This is a genomic window from Streptomyces sp. NPDC052101, from assembly GCF_040680235.1.
Classification (GTDB): Bacteria; Actinomycetota; Actinomycetes; order Streptomycetales; family Streptomycetaceae; genus Streptomyces.
Genome location: NZ_JBFAWH010000014.1, coordinates 183,989 through 202,041, shown reverse-complemented (window position 1 = coordinate 202,041; position 18,053 = coordinate 183,989). Strand labels below are relative to the sequence as shown.

At 69.2% G+C, this 18,053-nt stretch carries 18 protein-coding genes and 1 pseudogene; 8 read left to right on the top strand and 11 right to left on the bottom strand.

The window, feature by feature from the left end; genetic code table 11:
• Nucleotides 1-61 precede the first annotated feature (61 nt).
• From AB0L75_RS25230 to AB0L75_RS25220, 3 genes are all read right to left on the bottom strand, one after another.
• The gene (locus tag AB0L75_RS25230; RefSeq protein ID WP_365184751.1) at nucleotides 62-799 is read right to left on the bottom strand and encodes a phosphotransferase; all 738 of its coding nucleotides are present in this window, start codon (nucleotides 797-799) and stop codon (nucleotides 62-64) included.
• A gap of 53 nt (nucleotides 800-852) precedes the next feature.
• Nucleotides 853-2,637: a hypothetical protein gene (locus AB0L75_RS25225; RefSeq protein ID WP_365184749.1), complete on the bottom strand. Its 1,785-nt coding sequence runs from the start codon at nucleotides 2,635-2,637 to the stop codon at nucleotides 853-855.
• A 229-nt stretch (nucleotides 2,638-2,866) separates the two neighbouring features.
• Complete coding sequence (locus tag AB0L75_RS25220) at nucleotides 2,867-3,937, bottom strand: FAD-dependent monooxygenase (RefSeq protein WP_365184746.1); 1,071 nt, start codon at nucleotides 3,935-3,937, stop codon at nucleotides 2,867-2,869.
• A gap of 84 nt (nucleotides 3,938-4,021) precedes the next feature.
• On the opposite strand from AB0L75_RS25220, the gene AB0L75_RS25215 reads away from it, so the two are divergent.
• Nucleotides 4,022-4,513 carry a TetR/AcrR family transcriptional regulator gene (locus tag AB0L75_RS25215; protein WP_365184863.1) on the top strand — a complete coding sequence of 164 codons (492 nt, stop codon included), beginning with the start codon at nucleotides 4,022-4,024 and terminating at the stop codon, nucleotides 4,511-4,513.
• A gap of 115 nt (nucleotides 4,514-4,628) precedes the next feature.
• On the opposite strand, the pseudogene AB0L75_RS25210 reads toward AB0L75_RS25215, so the two are convergent.
• The 3 genes and pseudogenes from AB0L75_RS25210 to AB0L75_RS25200 all read right to left on the bottom strand — a co-directional run.
• Nucleotides 4,629-4,924: pseudogene (locus tag AB0L75_RS25210) on the bottom strand (IS5/IS1182 family transposase); the annotation flags it as partial.
• Nucleotides 4,925-5,636: 712 nt separating this feature from the next.
• A complete protein-coding gene (locus tag AB0L75_RS25205; RefSeq protein WP_365184744.1) occupies nucleotides 5,637-6,335 on the bottom strand; it encodes a helix-turn-helix transcriptional regulator in 699 nt (232 codons plus the stop codon).
• A gap of 612 nt (nucleotides 6,336-6,947) precedes the next feature.
• Nucleotides 6,948-7,499, bottom strand: coding sequence for a TetR/AcrR family transcriptional regulator (locus AB0L75_RS25200; protein ID WP_365184741.1), 552 nt, complete (start codon nucleotides 7,497-7,499; stop codon nucleotides 6,948-6,950).
• Between the two features lie 178 nt (nucleotides 7,500-7,677).
• Here AB0L75_RS25200 and AB0L75_RS25195 point away from each other — a divergent pair, with 178 nt between their 5' ends.
• A complete protein-coding gene (locus AB0L75_RS25195; RefSeq protein ID WP_365184739.1) occupies nucleotides 7,678-8,331 on the top strand; it encodes a CatB-related O-acetyltransferase in 654 nt (217 codons plus the stop codon).
• Nucleotides 8,332-8,861: 530 nt separating this feature from the next.
• On the opposite strand, the gene AB0L75_RS25190 is transcribed toward AB0L75_RS25195, so the two are convergent.
• On the bottom strand, nucleotides 8,862-9,527 hold the full coding sequence (locus tag AB0L75_RS25190; protein WP_365184736.1) for an HAD-IA family hydrolase: 666 nt from the start codon (nucleotides 9,525-9,527) through the stop codon (nucleotides 8,862-8,864).
• Between the two features lie 153 nt (nucleotides 9,528-9,680).
• On the opposite strand from AB0L75_RS25190, the gene AB0L75_RS25185 reads away from it, so the two are divergent.
• Nucleotides 9,681-10,121 (top strand): GNAT family N-acetyltransferase, encoded by a 441-nt coding sequence (locus tag AB0L75_RS25185; RefSeq protein WP_365184733.1) that lies wholly within the window; start codon nucleotides 9,681-9,683, stop codon nucleotides 10,119-10,121.
• Nucleotides 10,122-10,634: 513 nt separating this feature from the next.
• On the opposite strand, the gene AB0L75_RS25180 is transcribed toward AB0L75_RS25185, so the two are convergent.
• On the bottom strand, nucleotides 10,635-11,234 hold the full coding sequence (locus tag AB0L75_RS25180; protein WP_365184731.1) for a helix-turn-helix domain-containing protein: 600 nt from the start codon (nucleotides 11,232-11,234) through the stop codon (nucleotides 10,635-10,637).
• 160 nt (nucleotides 11,235-11,394) lie between these two features.
• Here AB0L75_RS25180 and AB0L75_RS25175 point away from each other — a divergent pair, with 160 nt between their 5' ends.
• From AB0L75_RS25175 to AB0L75_RS25165, 3 genes are all read left to right on the top strand, one after another.
• Nucleotides 11,395-12,303: an NADP-dependent oxidoreductase gene (locus AB0L75_RS25175; protein WP_365184861.1), complete on the top strand. Its 909-nt coding sequence runs from the start codon at nucleotides 11,395-11,397 to the stop codon at nucleotides 12,301-12,303.
• Nucleotides 12,304-12,456: 153 nt separating this feature from the next.
• Nucleotides 12,457-12,786, top strand: coding sequence for a winged helix-turn-helix transcriptional regulator (locus AB0L75_RS25170; RefSeq protein ID WP_365184728.1), 330 nt, complete (start codon nucleotides 12,457-12,459; stop codon nucleotides 12,784-12,786).
• A 7-nt stretch (nucleotides 12,787-12,793) separates the two neighbouring features.
• A complete protein-coding gene (locus tag AB0L75_RS25165; protein ID WP_365184725.1) occupies nucleotides 12,794-13,579 on the top strand; it encodes an alpha/beta fold hydrolase in 786 nt (261 codons plus the stop codon).
• Nucleotides 13,580-13,973: 394 nt separating this feature from the next.
• Here AB0L75_RS25165 and AB0L75_RS25160 read toward each other — a convergent pair whose 3' ends face one another.
• Together AB0L75_RS25160 and AB0L75_RS25155 are read right to left on the bottom strand one after the other, a co-directional pair.
• Nucleotides 13,974-14,642 (bottom strand): response regulator transcription factor, encoded by a 669-nt coding sequence (locus AB0L75_RS25160; RefSeq protein WP_365184722.1) that lies wholly within the window; start codon nucleotides 14,640-14,642, stop codon nucleotides 13,974-13,976.
• Nucleotides 14,639-15,835 carry a sensor histidine kinase gene (locus tag AB0L75_RS25155; RefSeq protein WP_365184720.1) on the bottom strand — a complete coding sequence of 399 codons (1,197 nt, stop codon included), beginning with the start codon at nucleotides 15,833-15,835 and terminating at the stop codon, nucleotides 14,639-14,641. Before AB0L75_RS25155 ends, AB0L75_RS25160 begins: the two co-directional genes overlap by 4 nt.
• Before the next feature lie 164 nt (nucleotides 15,836-15,999).
• Between AB0L75_RS25155 and AB0L75_RS25150 the strand changes: the two genes are divergently transcribed.
• Together AB0L75_RS25150 and AB0L75_RS25145 are read left to right on the top strand one after the other, a co-directional pair.
• Nucleotides 16,000-16,797: a rhomboid-like protein gene (locus tag AB0L75_RS25150; protein WP_365184717.1), complete on the top strand. Its 798-nt coding sequence runs from the start codon at nucleotides 16,000-16,002 to the stop codon at nucleotides 16,795-16,797.
• A gap of 348 nt (nucleotides 16,798-17,145) precedes the next feature.
• Nucleotides 17,146-17,481, top strand: coding sequence for a transposase (locus AB0L75_RS25145; protein ID WP_365184714.1), 336 nt, complete (start codon nucleotides 17,146-17,148; stop codon nucleotides 17,479-17,481).
• Here the strand turns inward: AB0L75_RS25145 and AB0L75_RS25140 are convergent.
• On the bottom strand, nucleotides 17,423-17,986 hold the full coding sequence (locus AB0L75_RS25140; RefSeq protein ID WP_365184711.1) for a hypothetical protein: 564 nt from the start codon (nucleotides 17,984-17,986) through the stop codon (nucleotides 17,423-17,425). The genes AB0L75_RS25145 and AB0L75_RS25140 overlap by 59 nt on opposite strands.
• Nucleotides 17,987-18,053: the final 67 nt, after the last annotated feature.

Below are 18,053 nucleotides of genomic sequence, written 5' to 3'. Positions count from 1 at the left end.
GGAAGTAGGTGCCACCAGCCGCAGTCGGCACATGCTCGTCAGATGACCTGTGCCCAGTTGGTCATCGCAAGGCGCGATCCATGACGATCCGGTGATCGGAGACCCACTGATACGCCTCCTGCACCTCTGTCACTACCCCAGCATCACGGAGGCGGATCATCGCGAGGTTTCCGGATTCGGCAGCAGCCTCAATGCCACGCCAGCACCTGTCCTGCCACCACAAGATCACGGAAACCAGATCACTCCGTTCGACCAGCCCATAGCTGTCAGTGATCAACCTCAACCGACGCGCAGCTTCGGACGTATCCCCGACCCCCGGCCCGAGTCCGAGATACTGCCAGCAAACGTGGGCGACATCATGAATGCGCGCACCCGGCGCTGCCAAGTCCCAGTCGATAAAAGCCACCGGACGCAAGGCGCCACTTACTGGCCGATAGACAGTGTTCTTGGGCGAGAGGTCGTTATGACATACGACCTCATGTGATCCCGCCAGTTCCGTGCCTGCCGTCAGGTCGTGGAACTCCCGCACGAGCTGAGCGACCCGCACCAGACTCTCGTCCGAGAAAACGGCTGACGGCTGCTGTGGTTCCCAGGCCACATGCCCATCGAGGTAGGTGAGAACCTCGCGCCCTTCCTCGTCGATGCCGCGGTAGCGGGGCGCACCCGACCATCCGCTGGCCTCAAATATTCTCAGCAAGTCACCGATGAAACCTGTACTGGCCGACGCGGGACGGCGCACGGTGGAGCCAACGCGCACGACGTGATTAACCAACCCACCAGGCAAGGACGACTCAGTCATCCCTCCATTGTCGATGGCTTTGTCGGCCGCCGAGCCGCCGTCGTACTACGTCTTCATGCGCGCTGGCTGTGGGCCTCCTCGGTTCCGTGATCGACTACCGGCCACACCGAGCAGTCGAGGATGCGTCCGTCCACGGTGCCGATCAGCAGCTGGCCTGGATCAACGAGTTCGAGAGACAGCGGTACGACGCGTTGGTCGCCGATCTTCAGGTGTTGCCGCCAGCGGACCGTTCCGTCCGAGGCGCGAAGGGCCACCAGTTCGCCGGTGTTGAAGCCGACGTAGACCGTTTCCGCGTCGCCGTCCACAGCGGTGGCGGGGTACTCGGCCGTGAATTCCCAGCGGACCACCCCGTCCGTGAGGCTGCGCCGTACGACAAAGGCCCGCTCGCTGTGGCCCGCGAGCATGGTTCCCGCATGCACCAGTTCCCGGCTCTCCGGAGGACCGATCTCGATGCCGGGGCCGCCGAAGAGATGCCTGGGCGGTGACTGCCAGTCGAGCGGGAACAGCCGCTGTGGCACGGATTCGTCATCGGGATCGACCGCGACCACCCACTTGTCCCGCGTCGGCGCGCGCTCCTTGCCGTCGAGGAAGAGCAGCCGGTGGCTGCGGCGGATGGGGAAGGAATGGCTGCGGGGACCGAACTCTCCCAGGCTTGTGGTCCCCTGCGGGGTGCCCTCGGCGGGTGGTATCAGGGCGACCGGCTGTGGCTGGGGTTCGTACTGCCTGTTGGGGGCGGTCGAGCGGAGCGCCAGCCAGCCGTCCTGACGGGCGGCGATCGTGACGGAGTGGCCGAGCGCCAGGGTACTGAGCGTCTTGCCGTCCGCGAGGGACACCCGGGTGACGAGCGGTGGCTCGGCGCCCGGTTCCTGTCCCCTCCAGCTCTCTCGCGTTCGCGCCACGTTGACCCAGGCGTCGAGATCACGGACGACCAGCTGCCGGCCACCCTCCTCGTCGGGAATGCGCCAGCCCAGCCGCCCGTCCGCCAGCCAGGCTTCCGCCAGTACCCCCTCCAGGCATGCCAGCACGCGTCCGTCCGGCAGACCGTGGACGTCCCACACCTGTCGGCGGGGTTCCCAGCAGGACTCCCCGGCCAGCTGCTCGACGGCCCGACGGGCCGCCTGGTCGGGAAAGGACCGCTCGAACTCGACCCACTGACCGTCCAGTTCCTTCTGCTGCACCGAACCCCGGGGCACGGCACTCCAGTTCGGCCGCTCGACGATGGCTTCGTACGCGTGCGAGTCCAGTTCGTCGGGGTCGTCGTAGTCCGTCGCGGCCACGATGAGCCGCAAGGCCAGAGGGCTCTCCCACTCCACCTTCAGGACCTCGCGAGGCCTGCGCATCATCGAGCGCGATCGCCCCGACTCCAGATCGATCAGCAGCAGTTCGCCGTCGAAGGTGTGCTCCCCGTCGTACTGCCCTGTGCCGACGGCCACGAGGGGAAGCGTCGGATGGATCGCGAGGGAGTGGACGGGCCAGCGAGACTCCACGAGCCAGAGGCAGCGCAGATCGTCCGTGCCGTAGACACCCACCCGGTGGGGGCGCCATGCGTACCCGGCGGTCTGGCTCCCGGACCAGCTGAGCCATCCCAAGTCGCCGCCTACGACGGCGATCCCGCGCTCCTGACTGATGGCAACGGCAGACGGCGTTCCGATCTCGGCGAAGGGGTGGTCACCGAGAACGCGGCGGACGGTCAATGAGTCGGGCATGGTGCCATCATCGCCGATGAGAGCCACCCGGCCCCTCTGTCCCCGCACGGGGTAGACGGCCTTGCCCGAAGAGGACAGGCGCTTCGCGAACAGGTAGACCTTGGCCTGCTGGTCAGCCAGACGGATCGTCACGTCACCGATGTCCACCTCTGCCTCGGCTCCCGGCCGGTGGGGCTGCGGAATGGACTCCTTCACCGGTCCGCGGCCCGCCTCGGCAGCGATCCGGGGGCGCCGGTCGGCGACAGACAGGGCCCTCCCTATAGCTCGGGGTTGCGGTCCCAGCCGAGCAGCACCAGGAGGCCTTATTGGCGGCCCGCTTGAGGATGGGCCCGAAGGCCAGTCCTTACCTGCACGGGTGTCCTCACCCCTCTGCCGTGCGGCCGCCGAACATGGCGACGGCTTCACGGCCCTTGATCTGATTCTCGGTGACGTAAGGGCGCAGTTCGGCCTCGTACGCGGCGAACGCGACGCGGTGGTCGCCGTCGGCGGCGGACAGGTGCCGGGCCAGGGAGCGGGCGCCGAGCAGGGCCTGGGAGGTGCCCATGCCCGCGGTCGGGGCGGCGCAGTATCCCGCGTCGCCGAGCAGCGCGATACGGCCCTTCGACCAGCTGTCGAGCTGGACCTGGCAGGTGGAGGCGAAGTAGAAGTCGTCGGCCTCGGCCATGGCCGCAAGCAGCCGGGGGGCCTGCCAGCCGCGGTCGGCGAAGGCGGCGCGCACCGCGTCTTGCTGCTCGTCGCGGCTGCGTCGGTCCAGCGCGGGCGAGTCAGTGGCGAAAGAGAGGCTGACGGTGAGCCGGCGCGGGTCGCCTGCGCTGAAGAGGTAGATGACCGCGTTTCCGGCGAACTGCAGCATGCCCTGGTGGTCCAGGCCGAGGTAGTTGTCGGTGGTGAACCCGACGCCGGACAGGCCCAAGTGACGCAGCGCCTGCTCGTGCGGGCCGAAGGCCAGCCGCCGCACGCGCGAGTAGATCCCGTCGGCACCGAAGACCAGGTCGAACTCGCGGGTGGCGCCGCGCTCGAACTCGACGGTGACGCCTTCTTCGTGCTCGGTCAGCGCCGTGATCGAGTCGTCGAAGAGGTACTCGATGTTGTCGGCGGTCATGCGGTACAGGATCCGGGTGAGGTCGCTCTTGGGGACCTCCAGCTCGCCGGCGAACGCCTCGGCGGGCAGCTGCCCGGTCTCGGCGCCGGTCTCGTCGATCAGGGTGGTACCGCCCATCTTGGTGTCGTGCTCGCGTACTTCGGCGAGGATGCCGAGTTCGTCCAGCACCTCGAAGGCGGCGCCACGGAAGTCGACGGCGTAGCCCCCGCCGCGCACGGCGGGGGCGCGTTCGACGATGGTCACCTGGTAGCCGCCGCGGTGCAGCAGGTGGGCCAGGGCGGGTCCGGCGACGCTCGCACCCGAGATCAGAACCTTGGTGTTGGTGGTCATGACAAGGACCCTAGATCGACTTGGCCATATGGTCAATCCATTTGGATGAACCAAATGGGCAAGCCTCTTGTTATGCTCGACGGCATGGGAAATCGCGAGGATCTGCTGGCGGGCGCCAAGAAGTGCCTGATCGAACGGGGCTGGGGGCGCACGACGGTGCGGGACATCGCCTCTGCCGCAGGAGTCAGCCACGCCGCCATCGGCTACCACTTCGGCTCCCGGGACGCCTTGCTCACACAGGCTCTGGTTGAGGCGGTGGACGAGCTGGGCGAGGAACTCGCCAGCCATTCCCCCGGAGACCGACCGGAGAGTCGCTGGGAGGCACTGATCGACAGCTTCACCACGCACCGCGCGCTGTGGGTGGCCCAGCTGGAGGCCGCCGTGCAGGCACAGCACTCGCCCGAGGTGCGAGAGCGCCTGGCAGACGGCCAGCGCCAGGGCCGCGAGGGCCTCGGCGGCTCGGTGCCGCTCGCGCTGCTGTCCGGCCTGATGCTGCAGTGGCTGGTGGATCCGGAGCATGCGCCGTCTGCTGCCGACGTAATTGCCGAACTTCGCTCCCTGGCCAACGGATTGTGAACGGCGGGGCACTCCGCCTCGGGACAACCCGCTCTGCCCCTACCGCTACCGGTGCTGAGATGCTTTTCCGCTTGGAGCATCCGCCAGTAGGTGGTGAGCTGGGGCTATCGGATGCGGGGCTGGCCGGGCGGGCGCCCCAGCGGTGGGTGTACCAGGCCCGCCGGATGAGGCTACGCACGGTGATGATGTGGCGAGGGCGAGGTAGAACTCAGTGCAGATCCGGCGGCGTTCGGTGTTGCGTCGAAGCTTGCCGAAGTCGTTCATCCACGAGTTCGTGCGCTTCGCAACCCAGCGGCCGTCGGTCTGACTCGGGGGCTTGGTGCCACGCTCGGTGATCTTGCCGGTGATGCCGCGCTCGGCCAGCCCCGAGTAGACCTGCAGTCGGTACCGGTATGCGGCGGCGGTGGCGACGTTGTAGAGGTCTTCGGGCTCGGTGAGGTGGGAGTCGGCGGCGTGCCAGAAGGAAGCAGGCGGGCACAACCGCCCGCGCCTGCTGCGACCGTGCTGTTCGAGGTAGTCCGCGAGCCGGAACAGCTGTCCCGACGAGCGCGGGACTGCCTCAGGCGAGGGCGTTCCGGGCGGGCGGTCCACGGGGCGCCGACGGATGCGGCTGAGGGGTGCCTGCCTGCCGTGGACCGGTCGGGCGAGTTCGGCGTAGGCCGCTTCCACCCCGTCCTCCTCGAGCTGCTCGAAGTCGGCATCGGTGAGGTAGTTGGATGCGGCAGCGGTCAGGAAGGACTGGGCGAGGTACAGGCCGACGCCCAGACGCCGCGCGTCCATCGCCGCCTTCAGGATCGCCCGCGCGGCTGGAGTACCTTCTTTGTGCCGCCGCAGGAGTTCGGGGGCTCCAGCCAGGTCCTGCGCGAGCCGGCCGTGGCCGCCAGCACGAGTCAGCGCCTCGGCCAGCAACCGGTCACCGGCGTCCGCCTTCAGCCTTGCACTGGCCAGCGCCGCCTCGTCGAAGGTGTCCGGGACCGTGAAGCACCGTCCACTGAGCAATTCCCGGGCCCGGCTGTGCGGATCGGGTCTGCCTGGAACGGGAAGATCGGTGTAGCGGCTGGCGTACTCGGGCCACATCGTGCCCACGACCAGGACCGGGCCCCGCGCAGGTGTCGTGAGCAGGCTATGCACAGCGGCCGCAATGCGCTCGCCGTCCCGGGGGGCCGCCGAGGTAGTGCTGGGCCTCGTTCAGCCACACCACCGTCCGCGGACCCACCCGCTGCAAGTCCTCCAACGCGGCCTCCGCCCGAGTCGGATCGAACGGATGCCACAAACGCCACCCCAGACCGGCCAGCGGCTGAACCGCCTCCCAGCACGCCCGGGTCTTGCCTGTCGAGGACGTGCCGACCAGCACCACCATCGCGCTGCGGCCCGCCGTGACCTCCTGCACCGCATCAGCCAACACCCGGTCATGCTCCCGCTCCACGTACCCACTCAGCACCCGCCGGTGACGCACACTGCTGCCCTCACCGCCGGTGCCAGCATCGGCGGGGTGCACCTCCAGGTCGTGCGGGTCCCACAAGGACAGCGCCCGGCCCAGCCCCAGCCCGTCCGCCACCTGCGGACCGACGGGCGTTACGACGCGACGCTGAAGCTCCAGCAGGTCGTCCACCGGCAGCTTCAGCACCTTGGCCAGTGCCGCCACGGTCCTCTCCGATGGAGCGGGGCCACCGGCTCGCAGTGCCTCGTACACCGTGGTGCGCGCAATGCCGGACCTCGACGCGAGCTGCGTCCTGCTCAAGCCGGCGAGAGCTGCGCTGTCCCGCAGCCAGCGCTGCAGCTCGACCAGCGCCGACTCCGGCGTTACCTGATCGCCTTGCACCCGATCCCCTTGCAGCTCGGTGTCCGCAACTGTTCATCTTCGTCCGGCACGGATTCCGGCGTACACCGAATCCGGGACAACGGTCAGACCAGCAGCCCGCCCGACTAACGGGAGTCTGCCGTGACCATCGCCCTCATCCTGCTCATCATCGCGCTCGTGCTGGCCCTCGGAGTTTCATGTGCAACGGGAAGCCGTCACAACACAGCACGGGAAACACCCACAAGGCCATCGGCGTTCCCACAGATCAGCAAATTCCGTCGGTGGCCCCACACACACGCGGGTCCGGCCGTTGGCCGGCATGAGGGCCGGTGTTCTGTCGCACCCAACCATGAGCGAATCTCACCGAGGGCTGACGGATCGCAGTTCGTCTCATCGAAGGTTAAGTGAGCAGATCAGGGCGCTGCCGCAGCGGGCTGCGAGGCTGCCGGCCCAGTAGTCTGCGATCAGCCGAGGCTGGGATGCTCGCCGCCTTAGGGGGTCCGCTCCTCCGGCTTGGGGCAACGAATGAGTACTCGGGCCGCCGCGCGGCAGGCGATCGATACGAGGCAACCGAGTACAGCGACCAAAGGCGTACGGAGTGCCCGTCCCGAGCCCCGTCAGGCCAGGTCAGACCTAAGGTGCTGCCGCGTCGAACAGGCCGGCGCGGGCGGCGAGCAGGGCGGCGGCGGCCGCGCGGTGGGCGGCCGGTTCGTCAAGAGCCTCGCCGGTGATGAAGAGGCGGTGGTAGAGGGGGGCGGTGGCGGCCCGGACCAGCTCCACCGGGTCGACGCCGGCGGGGAGTTGACCGCGTGCCACGGCGCGGGTCACGACTTCGGCAGCTTGCTTATGGCGGGCGGTGAAGAAGGCGCTGAGTGCCGCCGCGCCGAGGGTGGAGCGGAGGGCCGCACTGATCAGGGTGGTGGGGGTGGTGCGCAGGTCGGGGTCGGTGAAGGTGGCGTAAACCTCGCGGGCCAGCAGGTGGATGTCCTCGTCCACACTCCCGGTGTCGGGGATTGGCCAGGGTTGGTCGGCGGAGAGCGCAAGTGCGTCGGCGATCAGGCCATCGACGCCGCCCCAGCGCCGATACACGGTGGCTTTGTGGACGCCGGCTCGGTGGCAGATCGCGTCAACCGTGAGCTGGTCGTACCCCTTCTCGGTGAGTTCGGCGAGTGTCGCGGTGACCACGTCGGTGCGGACCCGGGCGCTTCGCCCGCCAGGCCTGGTGCCTGCCTTCGAGGTATCCGGGCTATCAGACAAAGTCGACTCCAGTCGCTTTAGGGCTTGCGTAGAGGTAGATCCACTGCCAGGATACTAATGCGACCCAGGTCGCGTTAGATGTTGCGGCAGAGGAAGGACTCCAGTCATGACCGTGTCGATCCCGAACCCCGAGACCCTGCACCCGCTGCCCGGGCATGACCGGGTGGTCCTGCTCCGCCCGCTGGTCACCGACCCTCGGATCGAAGTCGGCGAGTACACCTACTACGACGACCCCGACGGTGCGACGGAATTCGAACGCCGCAACGTGCTCTACGGCTACGGGCCCGAGCGGTTGGTCATTGGCAAATACTGCGCGATCGCCGCCGGCACCCGCTTTCTTATGGCGGGCGCCGCCCATCCCACCATGGGCGTCTCCACCTTCCCATTCACCATGTTCGGCGGCAGCTGGACGGAACGGACCCTCGACCTGGTCACCAACATGCCCAGCCGGGGCGACACCGTGATCGGCAACGACGTCTGGATCGGCTACCAGGCACTGATCATGCCCGGCGTGCGGATCGGCGACGGCGCGATCGTCGCGGCCGGCGCGGTGGTCACCGCCGACGTCGAGCCGTACACCATGGTCGGCGGCAACCCCGCCCGCCCGATCCGCCGCCGCTACGAGGACGCCGACGTCGAGCGCCTGCTCCGGGCGGCGTGGTGGGACTGGCCGACGGAACTGGTCACCGAGCACCTGCGCACCATCATGGCGGGCACCCCCGCCGAGATCGAGCGGATCGCGAAGGAGGTCACCGCATGACGGTGGAGGAGCGGATCGACGGCATCGCTGTGCTCGACCACAGCAGGGAAGGGCCTGATGTGCTGCTCCTGCACGGCGCTTGACTGGCAGCCCGTCCGGCCGCACCTGACGGGCCTGCGACTGGTCGCCATGGACTGGGCACCCAACGCTGGGTCCTCGAGCGCGCGTTCGCCCACCTTCACCACTGGTTCCGCCACCTGCGGATCCGCTGGGGTCCGCAACGACGTCCACGAAGCCTTCCTCAACCCGGTATGCGCACTCATCTGCTGACGGCTGCTGGCCGTGGTTCAACGCCACCCGTCGTAGGCGGCGGATGTACCAATCTCCTGCGGCCAGGTCGCCCGGACCGGCTGCAGGCGTTTCGCACTGCTCGTCAGCCCGTCTCTCTACCGGCCGCACCGGGAACCGATGTTCCGGATCGGCAACGTCCTCCATCACGTGGAGCAGGAGTATCCGGAACGGTTCGGACGCCGTGATCACACCAGTCACACGAAGACCATCACGGTGATGCCCGGTACCGGCAGACAGGTTCAGGCCACGGCGTTGACGGAGGATCCGGACGCGAAGGCCAGGATGTGCGGGACTGCTTCGCGCAGGCTCTCGAAGTGGCGGTGCACGCCCTCCACTGCGGCAGCGGCGTTCACGCCCCACACCGTCATACCGGCACGCAGCCCGGACTGCACTCCGGACGGGGCATCCTCAATGACCAGGCAGTCTCCCGGTTCGGCACCCAGTCGCGCAGCGGCCCGCAGATACGGCACGGGAGAGGGCTTGCCCTCTTCAACAGCAGCTGCATCGACGATCAGGCCCGGCACCGGCAGGCCTGTCCGCAGGAAACGGCCGCGTACTCGGTGCTCGTAGTTCGAGGTCACCAACGCCCAGGACCTCGGCGGCAGGCCGCGCAGCACCTCTGCCGCACCGTCGAAGGCCGCGTACAGGCCGGACCGGACGTCCTCGTCCTCCAGCTCGTGCAGCTTGGCCAGGCACTCGTGCGGATCGTGGCACGCGGCGACCTGCGCGAAGGTTTCAGTGGGTCTGGTCCGCAGGGCCACCCTGTAGACCTCGTCCGGGTCCAGTCCGTAGTGCTCCGCCCACGCTCGCCATACCTGGCGCTGGTTGTCCAGGGCGTCGATCAACGTGCCGTCGACATCGAACAGGACGTACCTCGTCCCGCCGGGCTGCCCAGATTCACTCATCACACATTGATCATGCCAGGCGTCGGGCAACCAATCGCGGGACAGCCCTGGAAGCGTTGTTCATTGGCTGCGTGCGCCCCAGGTGGCCCTGGCGCCTTGGTGACGCGGCGAAAGGGAGTTGACGTCCGAGGCGTACTCGGGTCTTCTGCTGCGATGTCTGATCTTCGCTTCCAGCAGCCTCACGATGACGCCACGCTCAGGGACTGGCAGTACGTCCACAACGTGATCATCCCTATGCACCTCCTCTCCCTGGACGAGATACGGGAACGCGCACAGCGCCACCATCTGGAGGTCGCGTACCTCGATGACGTACTCGTGGGCTGCAGCACAGTGCGCCCTCCCTCGGACGACGCGTCGACGGCCACGGTGATCGCCCGCGTGCTGCCTCCTCACCGTGGACAGGGACTCGGCGAGAAGCTCTATGCGCGCGGGCTCGACCGGGCACGGGAGTTGGGCGCCGAGGTGATCGAAACGGTGGTCCTGTCCTCCAACGAGGACGGTCTGCGGTTCGCACGCAAGCACGGGTTCGCCGAGATCGAGCGGTACCTGCTGCCGGGGGAGACGATTCCCTGGATCGATCTGCGCCTTTCCTGACCTGTCTCCTTGCGGGCCTGGGCGGCCTCTTTGGCGGCTGCTTTCGCCTCTTCCTTTTGCTGCTGGTGGCGCACTCCGGCCGAGAGCCAACGGCCCTGTCCCTCCCACAGTGGGATCACTGACGTGGACGGCACTCCCCTCATGCAGGGTTCCGACACCCACGGCTGCCACCCTTCCGGGAGCGGCGGCCAAGAAGGGTCCGGGGGCCATCCGGGCGGTGGCGCCCACCCGGCGGAGTCGGCCAACCCGGCGGCGGATTGAACCTATACAGCAACGTGCCCCCCAACTCGGCCCGTCCCCATCTCCAGCAGCGGTGATCCGCGCCCCTGCAACCGGGCGCGAGAGGTCAGCTGGGGCAGGCACATCCGGCGGCGCTCTTGGCTGCCCTGAAGGTGACGGCCGGGCCATCTCTACTCGGGAACGCGGCACCGATTCAGTCGGGGGCGTACTCGTCGCGGAAGTCCGATCACGTAGATCCCCCGTGGTTCATTGCCGGGACCGGTCGCGCCACACCTAACGGTGCTCCGTGTGCCGGGTGTGGTCGACGGAGGTGAGCCACTGGGTGACGGTGGCGTCGATGAACTCGTCGGTGGCCTCGCACCGGTCGAAGAAGAGGCGGGCGAGGAGCGGCCCGTAGAGCAGGGTGTACTGCTCGGCGGTGATCTGCAGGCCGGACGGTTCCAGGAGTTCGTTGAGGGCGGCGAGGCGGTCTTCGACGATTCGCCGCAGCGCCTGGGCGCTGTCGGGGTCGTGGTCGGCCTGGGCGGCCATGGCGAGGGCGGAGGCGCGGGTGGCGGGGTCGGTGATGCCGGCGCGCAGGCTGATCAGCCAGGCGGTGGCGACAGCGCGTGCGTCGGTTCCGGGTTCGGGGTAGCCGACGTCGGGGCCTTGCAGGGTGAGGTCGGAGAGCAGGGCCGCGCGGCTGGGCCAGTGCCGGTACAGGGTCTGCCGGGTGACGCCGGCCCGATCGGCCAGCAGCGCGTAGGTCAACCGGGCCAGCCCGACCTCGGGCAGCAGTTCACGGGCGACGTCCAGGATCCGGGCGCGGGTGCGCTGGACGCGCGGGTTGCTCGGGTTCGGCTGGCGGAGGTGGACGGGCGGCTTCGGCGGCATGGAGACAACCCTAAACCAAATCACACATCATGTGTGATGCAGGCCGCCTTGCGTCGACTTCGCTTTTCATACGAGGTGTGTGATACACCGGAAAGGCAATCACACGCTCTGGATGATTCAGGTTCAGGGCGTGTGCACCCCCTTCCTCCTGGAGATCTTGATGTCCACCGCGATCATCTACTCCCGCTACGGCGGCCCGGACGTGCTCACCCCGGCCGAGGTCGATGCCCCCGAGCCGGGTCCGGGCCAGGTCCGCATCAAGGTCCGGGCAGCCGCCGTCAACCCGATCGACCTGAAGCTCCGCTCCGGCATGATGGCCGGGATCATGCCCGTCGAGTTCCCGCATCTGCCGGGCTGGGACGTGGCCGGCGTCGTCGACGAGGTGGGCGAGGGCGCCACTGCCTCGGTCGGCGACGAGGTCTTCGGCGTCGCCTCCTTCGGCGGCTACAGCGAGTACGCGTTGCTGGAGAGGCCGGTCGCCAAGCCGGCAGAGGTCTCATTCGCCAGCGCCGCCGCGCTGGTGACCGTGGGTGAGACCGCCTACCGCGGCCTGCACCACCTGGGTGCCGAGGAGGGCGAGACCCTGCTGATCCACGGCGCGGGCGGCAGCGTCGGCACCATCGCCGTGCAGCTAGCCGCCGCCCGGGGCATCACCGTGGTTGCCACCGCCGGCGAGCACGACCTCCAGCGGCTCACCAAACTCGGTGCCAGCGCCGTCCGCTACGGCGAGGGATGGCTGGAGCGGGTCAAGGCCGCCGCCCCGCAGGGCGTGGACCGCGTCTTCGACGCCTCCGGCGCGGGCGTGCTGGCGGACTCCATCGCCCTGACCGGCGACGCGGGCCGGGTGATCACCATCGCCGACATGGCCGCCGCCCAGCACGGCGTGCGCTTCACCGGCGCCGACCCGACCGACCGCCTCCCGCAGGCCCTCCCCGAGCTGGCGGACCTGATGGCCGCCGGCAAGCTCGACCTCCCCATCGGCGCCACCTACCCGCTCGCCGAGGCCGCCCGCGCCCACGCCGACATCGAGGCCCGCCACGCCCGGGGCAAGGTCATTCTCCTGCCCTGACCCGAGACCGCCGTTCCAGCCGCCCTCCGCACCTCATACAGGGCAGATGAGACGGCTCCACCGGGCGCCGGAATCCCCCGTCCGGCCGTCCCAGAGCCGCGGCCGGCTCCTGCACGGACCGGCTGCGGCCCCACCCCAGCGGCGAATCCGCGCATGCCCCGCACCGGCACGCCACGAGACGGGAGGCCGAAGCCGACGGCATGGGGCAGCCTCCCCACGCTGACGGCGGATGCGGACCTGGCTGCTGCACTCACGGTGCTGGGCCAGAAGTGGAACGAGATCATCCTGCACACCCTGGCCACCCGCCCGGTCCGCTACGGCGAACTGCACACCGCCATCCGCCCGATCAGCACCAAGGTGCTCGCCGACCGGCTGCGCGAACTGGTCGAGGCGGAGCTGGTCACCCACGCCCAGCCCCGGCCCGGCCTCACCACCTGCACAGCCCCCACACCCCCGATAAATCACCACAACCCGAAGGACTGATCACCTCATGTCTGCACACCGCCCCCTCGCCCCGGCCCTCGCCCGGACCGTGCTCGGCTCCGGACCCGGCCTCGTCCTGGCCCACGGTGCCGGCAGCAGCATCGACAACACCTACGGCCCGATCCTTCAGGGCCTGGCCGCCCACCACACCGTGGTCGGCGTCGACTACCCCGGCAGCGGCGACACCCCCCGCGCCACCGCGCCCCTCGACCTCGATGAGATGGCCGATCAGCTCATCGCGGCCGCCGACGCCGAGGGCCTGGAGACCTTCGCCCTGCACGGCTACTCCCTCGGCGGCCCGATCGCCATCCGCGCCACCGCCCGCCACCCCGAGCGCGTCACCGCCCTCGCCCTCTCCGCCACCCTGGCCCACCCCAACAACCGGCTGACCCTGATCCTGCGCACCTGGGGCAAGCTCGCCGCCGCCGGCGACCGCCGCCTGCTGACCGAGTTCCTCCTGCCCCACGCCCTCAGCCCCCAGGCCATGGAGGCCATGCCCGCCGAGCAGTTCGAGGAGATCATCGCCTACACCGCCGCCAACATCGCCGACGGCACCGTCGATCACGCCGAACTCGCCACCCGGATCGACGTCCACGACGACCTCGCCGACATCCGCGTCCCCACCCTGGTCATCTCCACCACCGCCGACCATCTCGTCCCGCCCGTCCTGCACCACGAACTCGCGGAGAAGATCCCCGGCGCCGAACTCGCCGAGATCCTCACCGGCCACCTGCCCATGGTCGAACGTCCCGAGGAATGGCAGCAGCTCATCACCGACTTCCTCGCCAAGTAGCCACAGCGCGCCTAACCACCACGCGCACAACGGGACATGGCCCGGCCGGTGCCCCCGGCCGAGCCCCTCGGTTACTCACCACAATGCGGAGACAAGGTGCCGTCTTGTCCCCCTCCCGGCACGAGCGTCAGAAACCCGGTGATCAGGGGGGCCTAGGCCGTTTCGTTTGGATCAGCTGGTCGTTGGGCCGGGTGGCCGCATGAAAGCAGGATCTCCGGTGCAGCACGAGGGTTGCGAAGCCAACTCGAGTGCCGGGGGGTACGTCCGGATCGCCAGGACGGGCGTCAAGCCGATTGACCCATCCGCGGGTGGCTGGGCTGTGTCGTGCCCCGCGTGGATGCACCGGCCGAGGCCTGAACCTCCTGCCCATCAACTGGGTCCTGCTCGTCCTGCTTCAACGAGGTGCGGTCCCGGCCAGTCCGCTTTCGTAGGCGGCGATGACGAGTTGGGCCCGGTCCCTGGCCCCCAGCTTGGTCAGCAGATGACTGACGTGGGTCTTGACCGTGCCAACGGTCAGATACAGCTCGGCGGCGATTTCGTTGTTGGACAGGCCGCGTGCGATCAGACCCAGCACGTCACGTTCGCGGCCGGTCACTCCATCCAGAGTGCGGGTGACCGGGCCGGGGTAGCCGGGGCGCCGGACGTAGGTCTCGATGAGCCTGCGGGTGACGCCGGGTGACAGCAGCGACTCCCCGGTGGCGATCACCCGCACGGCGTCGATCAGGCGTGCGGGCGGAGTATCCTTGAGGAGGAAGCCCGCGGCGCCTGCGCGGAGCGCCTCGAAGACGTACTCGTCCAGGTCGAAGGTGGTGAGCACCAGGACGTGGACGGGCACCGGAGACGGGCCGCCGAGCAGCGTGCGGATGGCCTCGATGCCGTTGAGCCCGGGCATGCGGATGTCCATCAGGGCTACATCGGGGCGCAGTTCGCGGATCAACCTGACCGCCTGGGTCCCGTCGGCCGCCTCGCCGACGACCTGGAGATCGTTTTCCGACTCGATCAGCACCCGGAAGCCGGCACGCACCAGGGTCTCGTCGTCCACCACGACGACCCGCACCGTCATGCGCCCTCCATATCGGCGCCCACGGGGAACTGGGCTGTTCGCTCGTCCGTGGCGTACGGCAGCCGGGCGGTGACGCGAAAGCCGTGCGGCGAGAGCGGGCCCGCGTAAACCTCGCCGCCGTAAAGGGCTGCCCGTTCCTTCATGCCGGTCAGGCCGTGGCCCTCGGTGACCGGGGTTGTCGTGCGGCCGGCTCCGGCATCGACGACTGTGAGAACGACCTCGCCCGGCGCGTAGGCGACCGTCGCCCGGGCGTGGCTGGTGCGGGCATGCTTGACGACGTTGGTCAGGGCTTCCTGCACGATGCGGTAGGCGGCGCGATCGAGACCTCGGGGCAGGGCGTGCGGGTGACCGCTGATCGTCAACTCGACCTGGACACCGGCCCGTCGGGTCTGTTCGAGGAGCGTGTCGAGGTCGTCGAGGCCGCCGGGCAGCCATTCGGCACCGTCGTCATCGCGCAGGACACCCAGCAGCGAACGCAGCTCTCCCAGGGCGGCCCTGCTCGTCGTCTCGATCGCGGAGAGGGACTTCGCGGCCTCGTCAGGCCTGCTGCCGATGACGTGGTGGCCGACGCCCGCCTGGACCGCGACGATGCTCAGGCTGTGCGCGACGACGTCGTGCAACTCCCGGGCGATACGCATGCGTTCCTCGACGAGGAGGAGCTGTGCCCGCTCTTCGGCCTGCTCGACCAGGCCTCGGGTGTAGGCGCGCCCCTGCCTGGTGGACCATCCGATCGCCCAGGCGGCGGCCTCGACGATGAGGCTTTGGCTCATCCCCGGCCACCCCCAGTAGTCGTGCCCTGTTATGCCCTGCATAGGGATCATCAAGGCGAGTTGTGCGGCGCCTGCCACCGCGCCCGCGTACGCCGCCACACGCGCGGGCCGGGCGACCGCCACCCCGTACACCAGCAAAGCAGTCGCCAGCACCCCCGTCAGGCTGAGCGCGCCGTCGGTGGCCATCACCACCGACCCCACCGCCAGTGCAGGCAGTGGAAGCAGCCGCCGGACGGCGACGGCCACGCCCAACGAGCACGTCAGCACGGTCTGCCATGCCGGCCAGCCCGTGCGGTGCGTACCGAGCGTCCACCACAAGACGTTCGACGCCACCAGGACCATGGCCAAAAGCACATCCAGCCCGACCAGCTGAGTCGTCGTCAGCCTCCTGGCGACGGACGCCCCGTCATGCCTCACCATCATGACTCGCACGCATCCGACCCTAGCCGGGAGGGCGATCATCCGCCTCTGTCCAGAGACAGAGATCAGCCGGTCATTCCGTGGCCAGATCCGCGGGGCGGGCACCCTCTGCCAGGGTCGGCCTCATGGATCTCTCCCGGGCCCCCGCCCGCCGATGGCTTTCCCCCGTGCCCTGGGGCTTCGCCCTGCTCGCCGCCGCGTCGTCCCTGACGTACGGCGGTGATCACGCGGTGAACGCCTGGGCATCGACCAACCTGGACAATATGGGTGATCATCCTGTGGAGGCGCTCGTCGCCTCCGCCTTCCTGTTCGGCGCCGATCCCTGGGCCTGTCTGCGCAGCATCGCCCTGGCCGGGGCCATGCTGGCGTTTCTCGTCATCCGGTTCGGCACCATGCGGGCGGTCGCTCTGATCGCGGCCGGCCAAGTCCTCGGCACACTGGTGAGCGAAGGGCTGCTGGCAGCGCGGATCGCGGCGGGCCAAGCAGACCCGGCGCTGCGTGCGACGCTGGACGTCGGCCCTTCCTACGTGATCGTCTCGGCCCTGGCCGCCGTGGTGGCAGCGGGGGCCCGGCGGTGGCACCGGTGGACCGCGCTCGCCGCGCTCGTGGTGCGCGCACCACACATCACGAGCGGCCTGACCACGCTGGGGGTCACTCCCGTCGGCCACGTGACAGCACTGTCCACCGGCATGCTGCTGGCACGGGGTCTGCAGTCGTCCGACGCCCCCCACCGCTACCTGCACCGACTGACGTTACGCGCAGCGCCGCTTCAGACCGAGGGGCGTACCAATGGTCGCGTACCTTCTGTGGTCCGGCCACCAGCACGGCGTCGGGCCACACCCCACGACAGACTGGACGGGACGAGGGTCAAGCCAAGTATCCCGTGCGAGACGCACTGGGGCGCTGCCTCCCTGACCCGCACCGCGCCTGTTCCCAGCAAGGATGGGGACTGCTCAGGCGAATAGTCCCACCCCAACACGGTCCTTGGCCGGGTGATCTCGGCCGGGTGGATGCATGAGTACAGGGCCCCTTGGTAGCTCGGGTTTACGACCACTCGAGTGCCGGAGGCCCTGTTGTTCCAGTCTTGCGTGACGATCCCCGTCTCGCCCAACTCCCGCGTGTCGTCCTGCGATTGTCTCGCAAGGAGTTCCACGACCGGCTGCGCGGCCGGGTCCGCGAGGCCGAGGGCCGCGAGGCAGAGCCGACCGCGGCGGTCATCGACTCACAGTCGGTCAAGGGCGCCGCCTCGGTGCCCGCCGCCACGCGCGGCTACGACGGCGGCAAGAAGATCAACGGAAGACGCCGCCCGCGTCATGCTGCCCCGCCTGCGGGCACGGTTCCACAAGATCACGCTGGTGTGGGTCGACGGCGGCTACACCGGCTGCCTGGTCGCCTGGACGAAGGAGAAACTCCAGCTCACGCTGCAGATCGTCAAACGCAGCGATGACATGAAGGGGTTCGTGGTCCTGCCGAGAAGGTGGGTAGTAGAGCGCACGCTGGGGTGGCTGATGCGCTCGCGCCGCCTGGTGCGGAACTTTGAGACACTGCCCGCCAGCAGCGCGGCGTTCATCTACTTCTCGCGGGCCATGCTCATGAGCCGTCGCCTCGCCCGCCCGGCTTCCCAGCGGCGGCAGGAACAGTCACGGTGAGCCGACGCGGCGTGAACCGCCCGGACGGCGACACGGCCAGCCAGCCCCGTTCGGCCAGGCGTCTCGTCTTGCACCGCACCCCCTCGATCTTCGCCGGCACCAACTCCAGCCCCAGCCCGGACGCGATCTCCTTCGCCGACACCCCCTCACCGCCTTCCGGACCGGCCTCCACCAGCTCCACGATCCGCCGGTAGTCCGGCGCGAGCGCCTCCACCATCACCCCCTCCCCGAAGCGCGGCACGATCGACCCCGCGACCAGGACCTTCACCACTTTGACCGCCGGCACCGGCTCCGGCGCCTCCTGCACGGCCGCATCCGCCGCATCACCGGGGGCGGCCAGGGCCTCGGCCAGCTCCACCCGCGCGATCACCCGCTGCTCCAACACCGCCTCAGCCCCAGCAAGTTCGGACAGGATCCGGTCCGCCTCCGCCTCCGCCTGAAGCTCCTCCACCCGCACCCGGGCAGCGGCCTCCCGCTCCTCCAGCAAACCCATCACCGACGCCACCGGCCACCTCCGCATCGTCGAGGACGAACTGATCGCCCAAACGCTCCCACGACGACACCGGAACCAT

Bases quoted from the DNA above. Each gene is read 5' to 3' on its own strand.
- AB0L75_RS25230 (WP_365184751.1), bottom strand. From the start codon at position 799: ATGACTGAGTCGTCCTTGCCTGGTGGGTTGGTTAATCACGTCGTGCGC.
- AB0L75_RS25220 (WP_365184746.1), bottom strand. From the start codon at position 3,937: ATGACCACCAACACCAAGGTTCTGATCTCGGGTGCGAGCGTCGCCGGA.
- AB0L75_RS25215 (WP_365184863.1), top strand. From the start codon at position 4,022: ATGGGAAATCGCGAGGATCTGCTGGCGGGCGCCAAGAAGTGCCTGATC.
- AB0L75_RS25195 (WP_365184739.1), top strand. From the start codon at position 7,678: ATGACCGTGTCGATCCCGAACCCCGAGACCCTGCACCCGCTGCCCGGG.
- AB0L75_RS25190 (WP_365184736.1), bottom strand. From the start codon at position 9,527: ATGAGTGAATCTGGGCAGCCCGGCGGGACGAGGTACGTCCTGTTCGAT.
- AB0L75_RS25185 (WP_365184733.1), top strand. From the start codon at position 9,681: ATGTCTGATCTTCGCTTCCAGCAGCCTCACGATGACGCCACGCTCAGG.
- AB0L75_RS25180 (WP_365184731.1), bottom strand. From the start codon at position 11,234: ATGCCGCCGAAGCCGCCCGTCCACCTCCGCCAGCCGAACCCGAGCAAC.
- AB0L75_RS25175 (WP_365184861.1), top strand. From the start codon at position 11,395: ATGTCCACCGCGATCATCTACTCCCGCTACGGCGGCCCGGACGTGCTC.
- AB0L75_RS25170 (WP_365184728.1), top strand. From the start codon at position 12,457: ATGCCCCGCACCGGCACGCCACGAGACGGGAGGCCGAAGCCGACGGCA.
- AB0L75_RS25165 (WP_365184725.1), top strand. From the start codon at position 12,794: ATGTCTGCACACCGCCCCCTCGCCCCGGCCCTCGCCCGGACCGTGCTC.
- AB0L75_RS25160 (WP_365184722.1), bottom strand. From the start codon at position 14,642: ATGACGGTGCGGGTCGTCGTGGTGGACGACGAGACCCTGGTGCGTGCC.
- AB0L75_RS25155 (WP_365184720.1), bottom strand. From the start codon at position 15,835: ATGATGGTGAGGCATGACGGGGCGTCCGTCGCCAGGAGGCTGACGACG.
- AB0L75_RS25145 (WP_365184714.1), top strand. From the start codon at position 17,146: ATGCTGCCCCGCCTGCGGGCACGGTTCCACAAGATCACGCTGGTGTGG.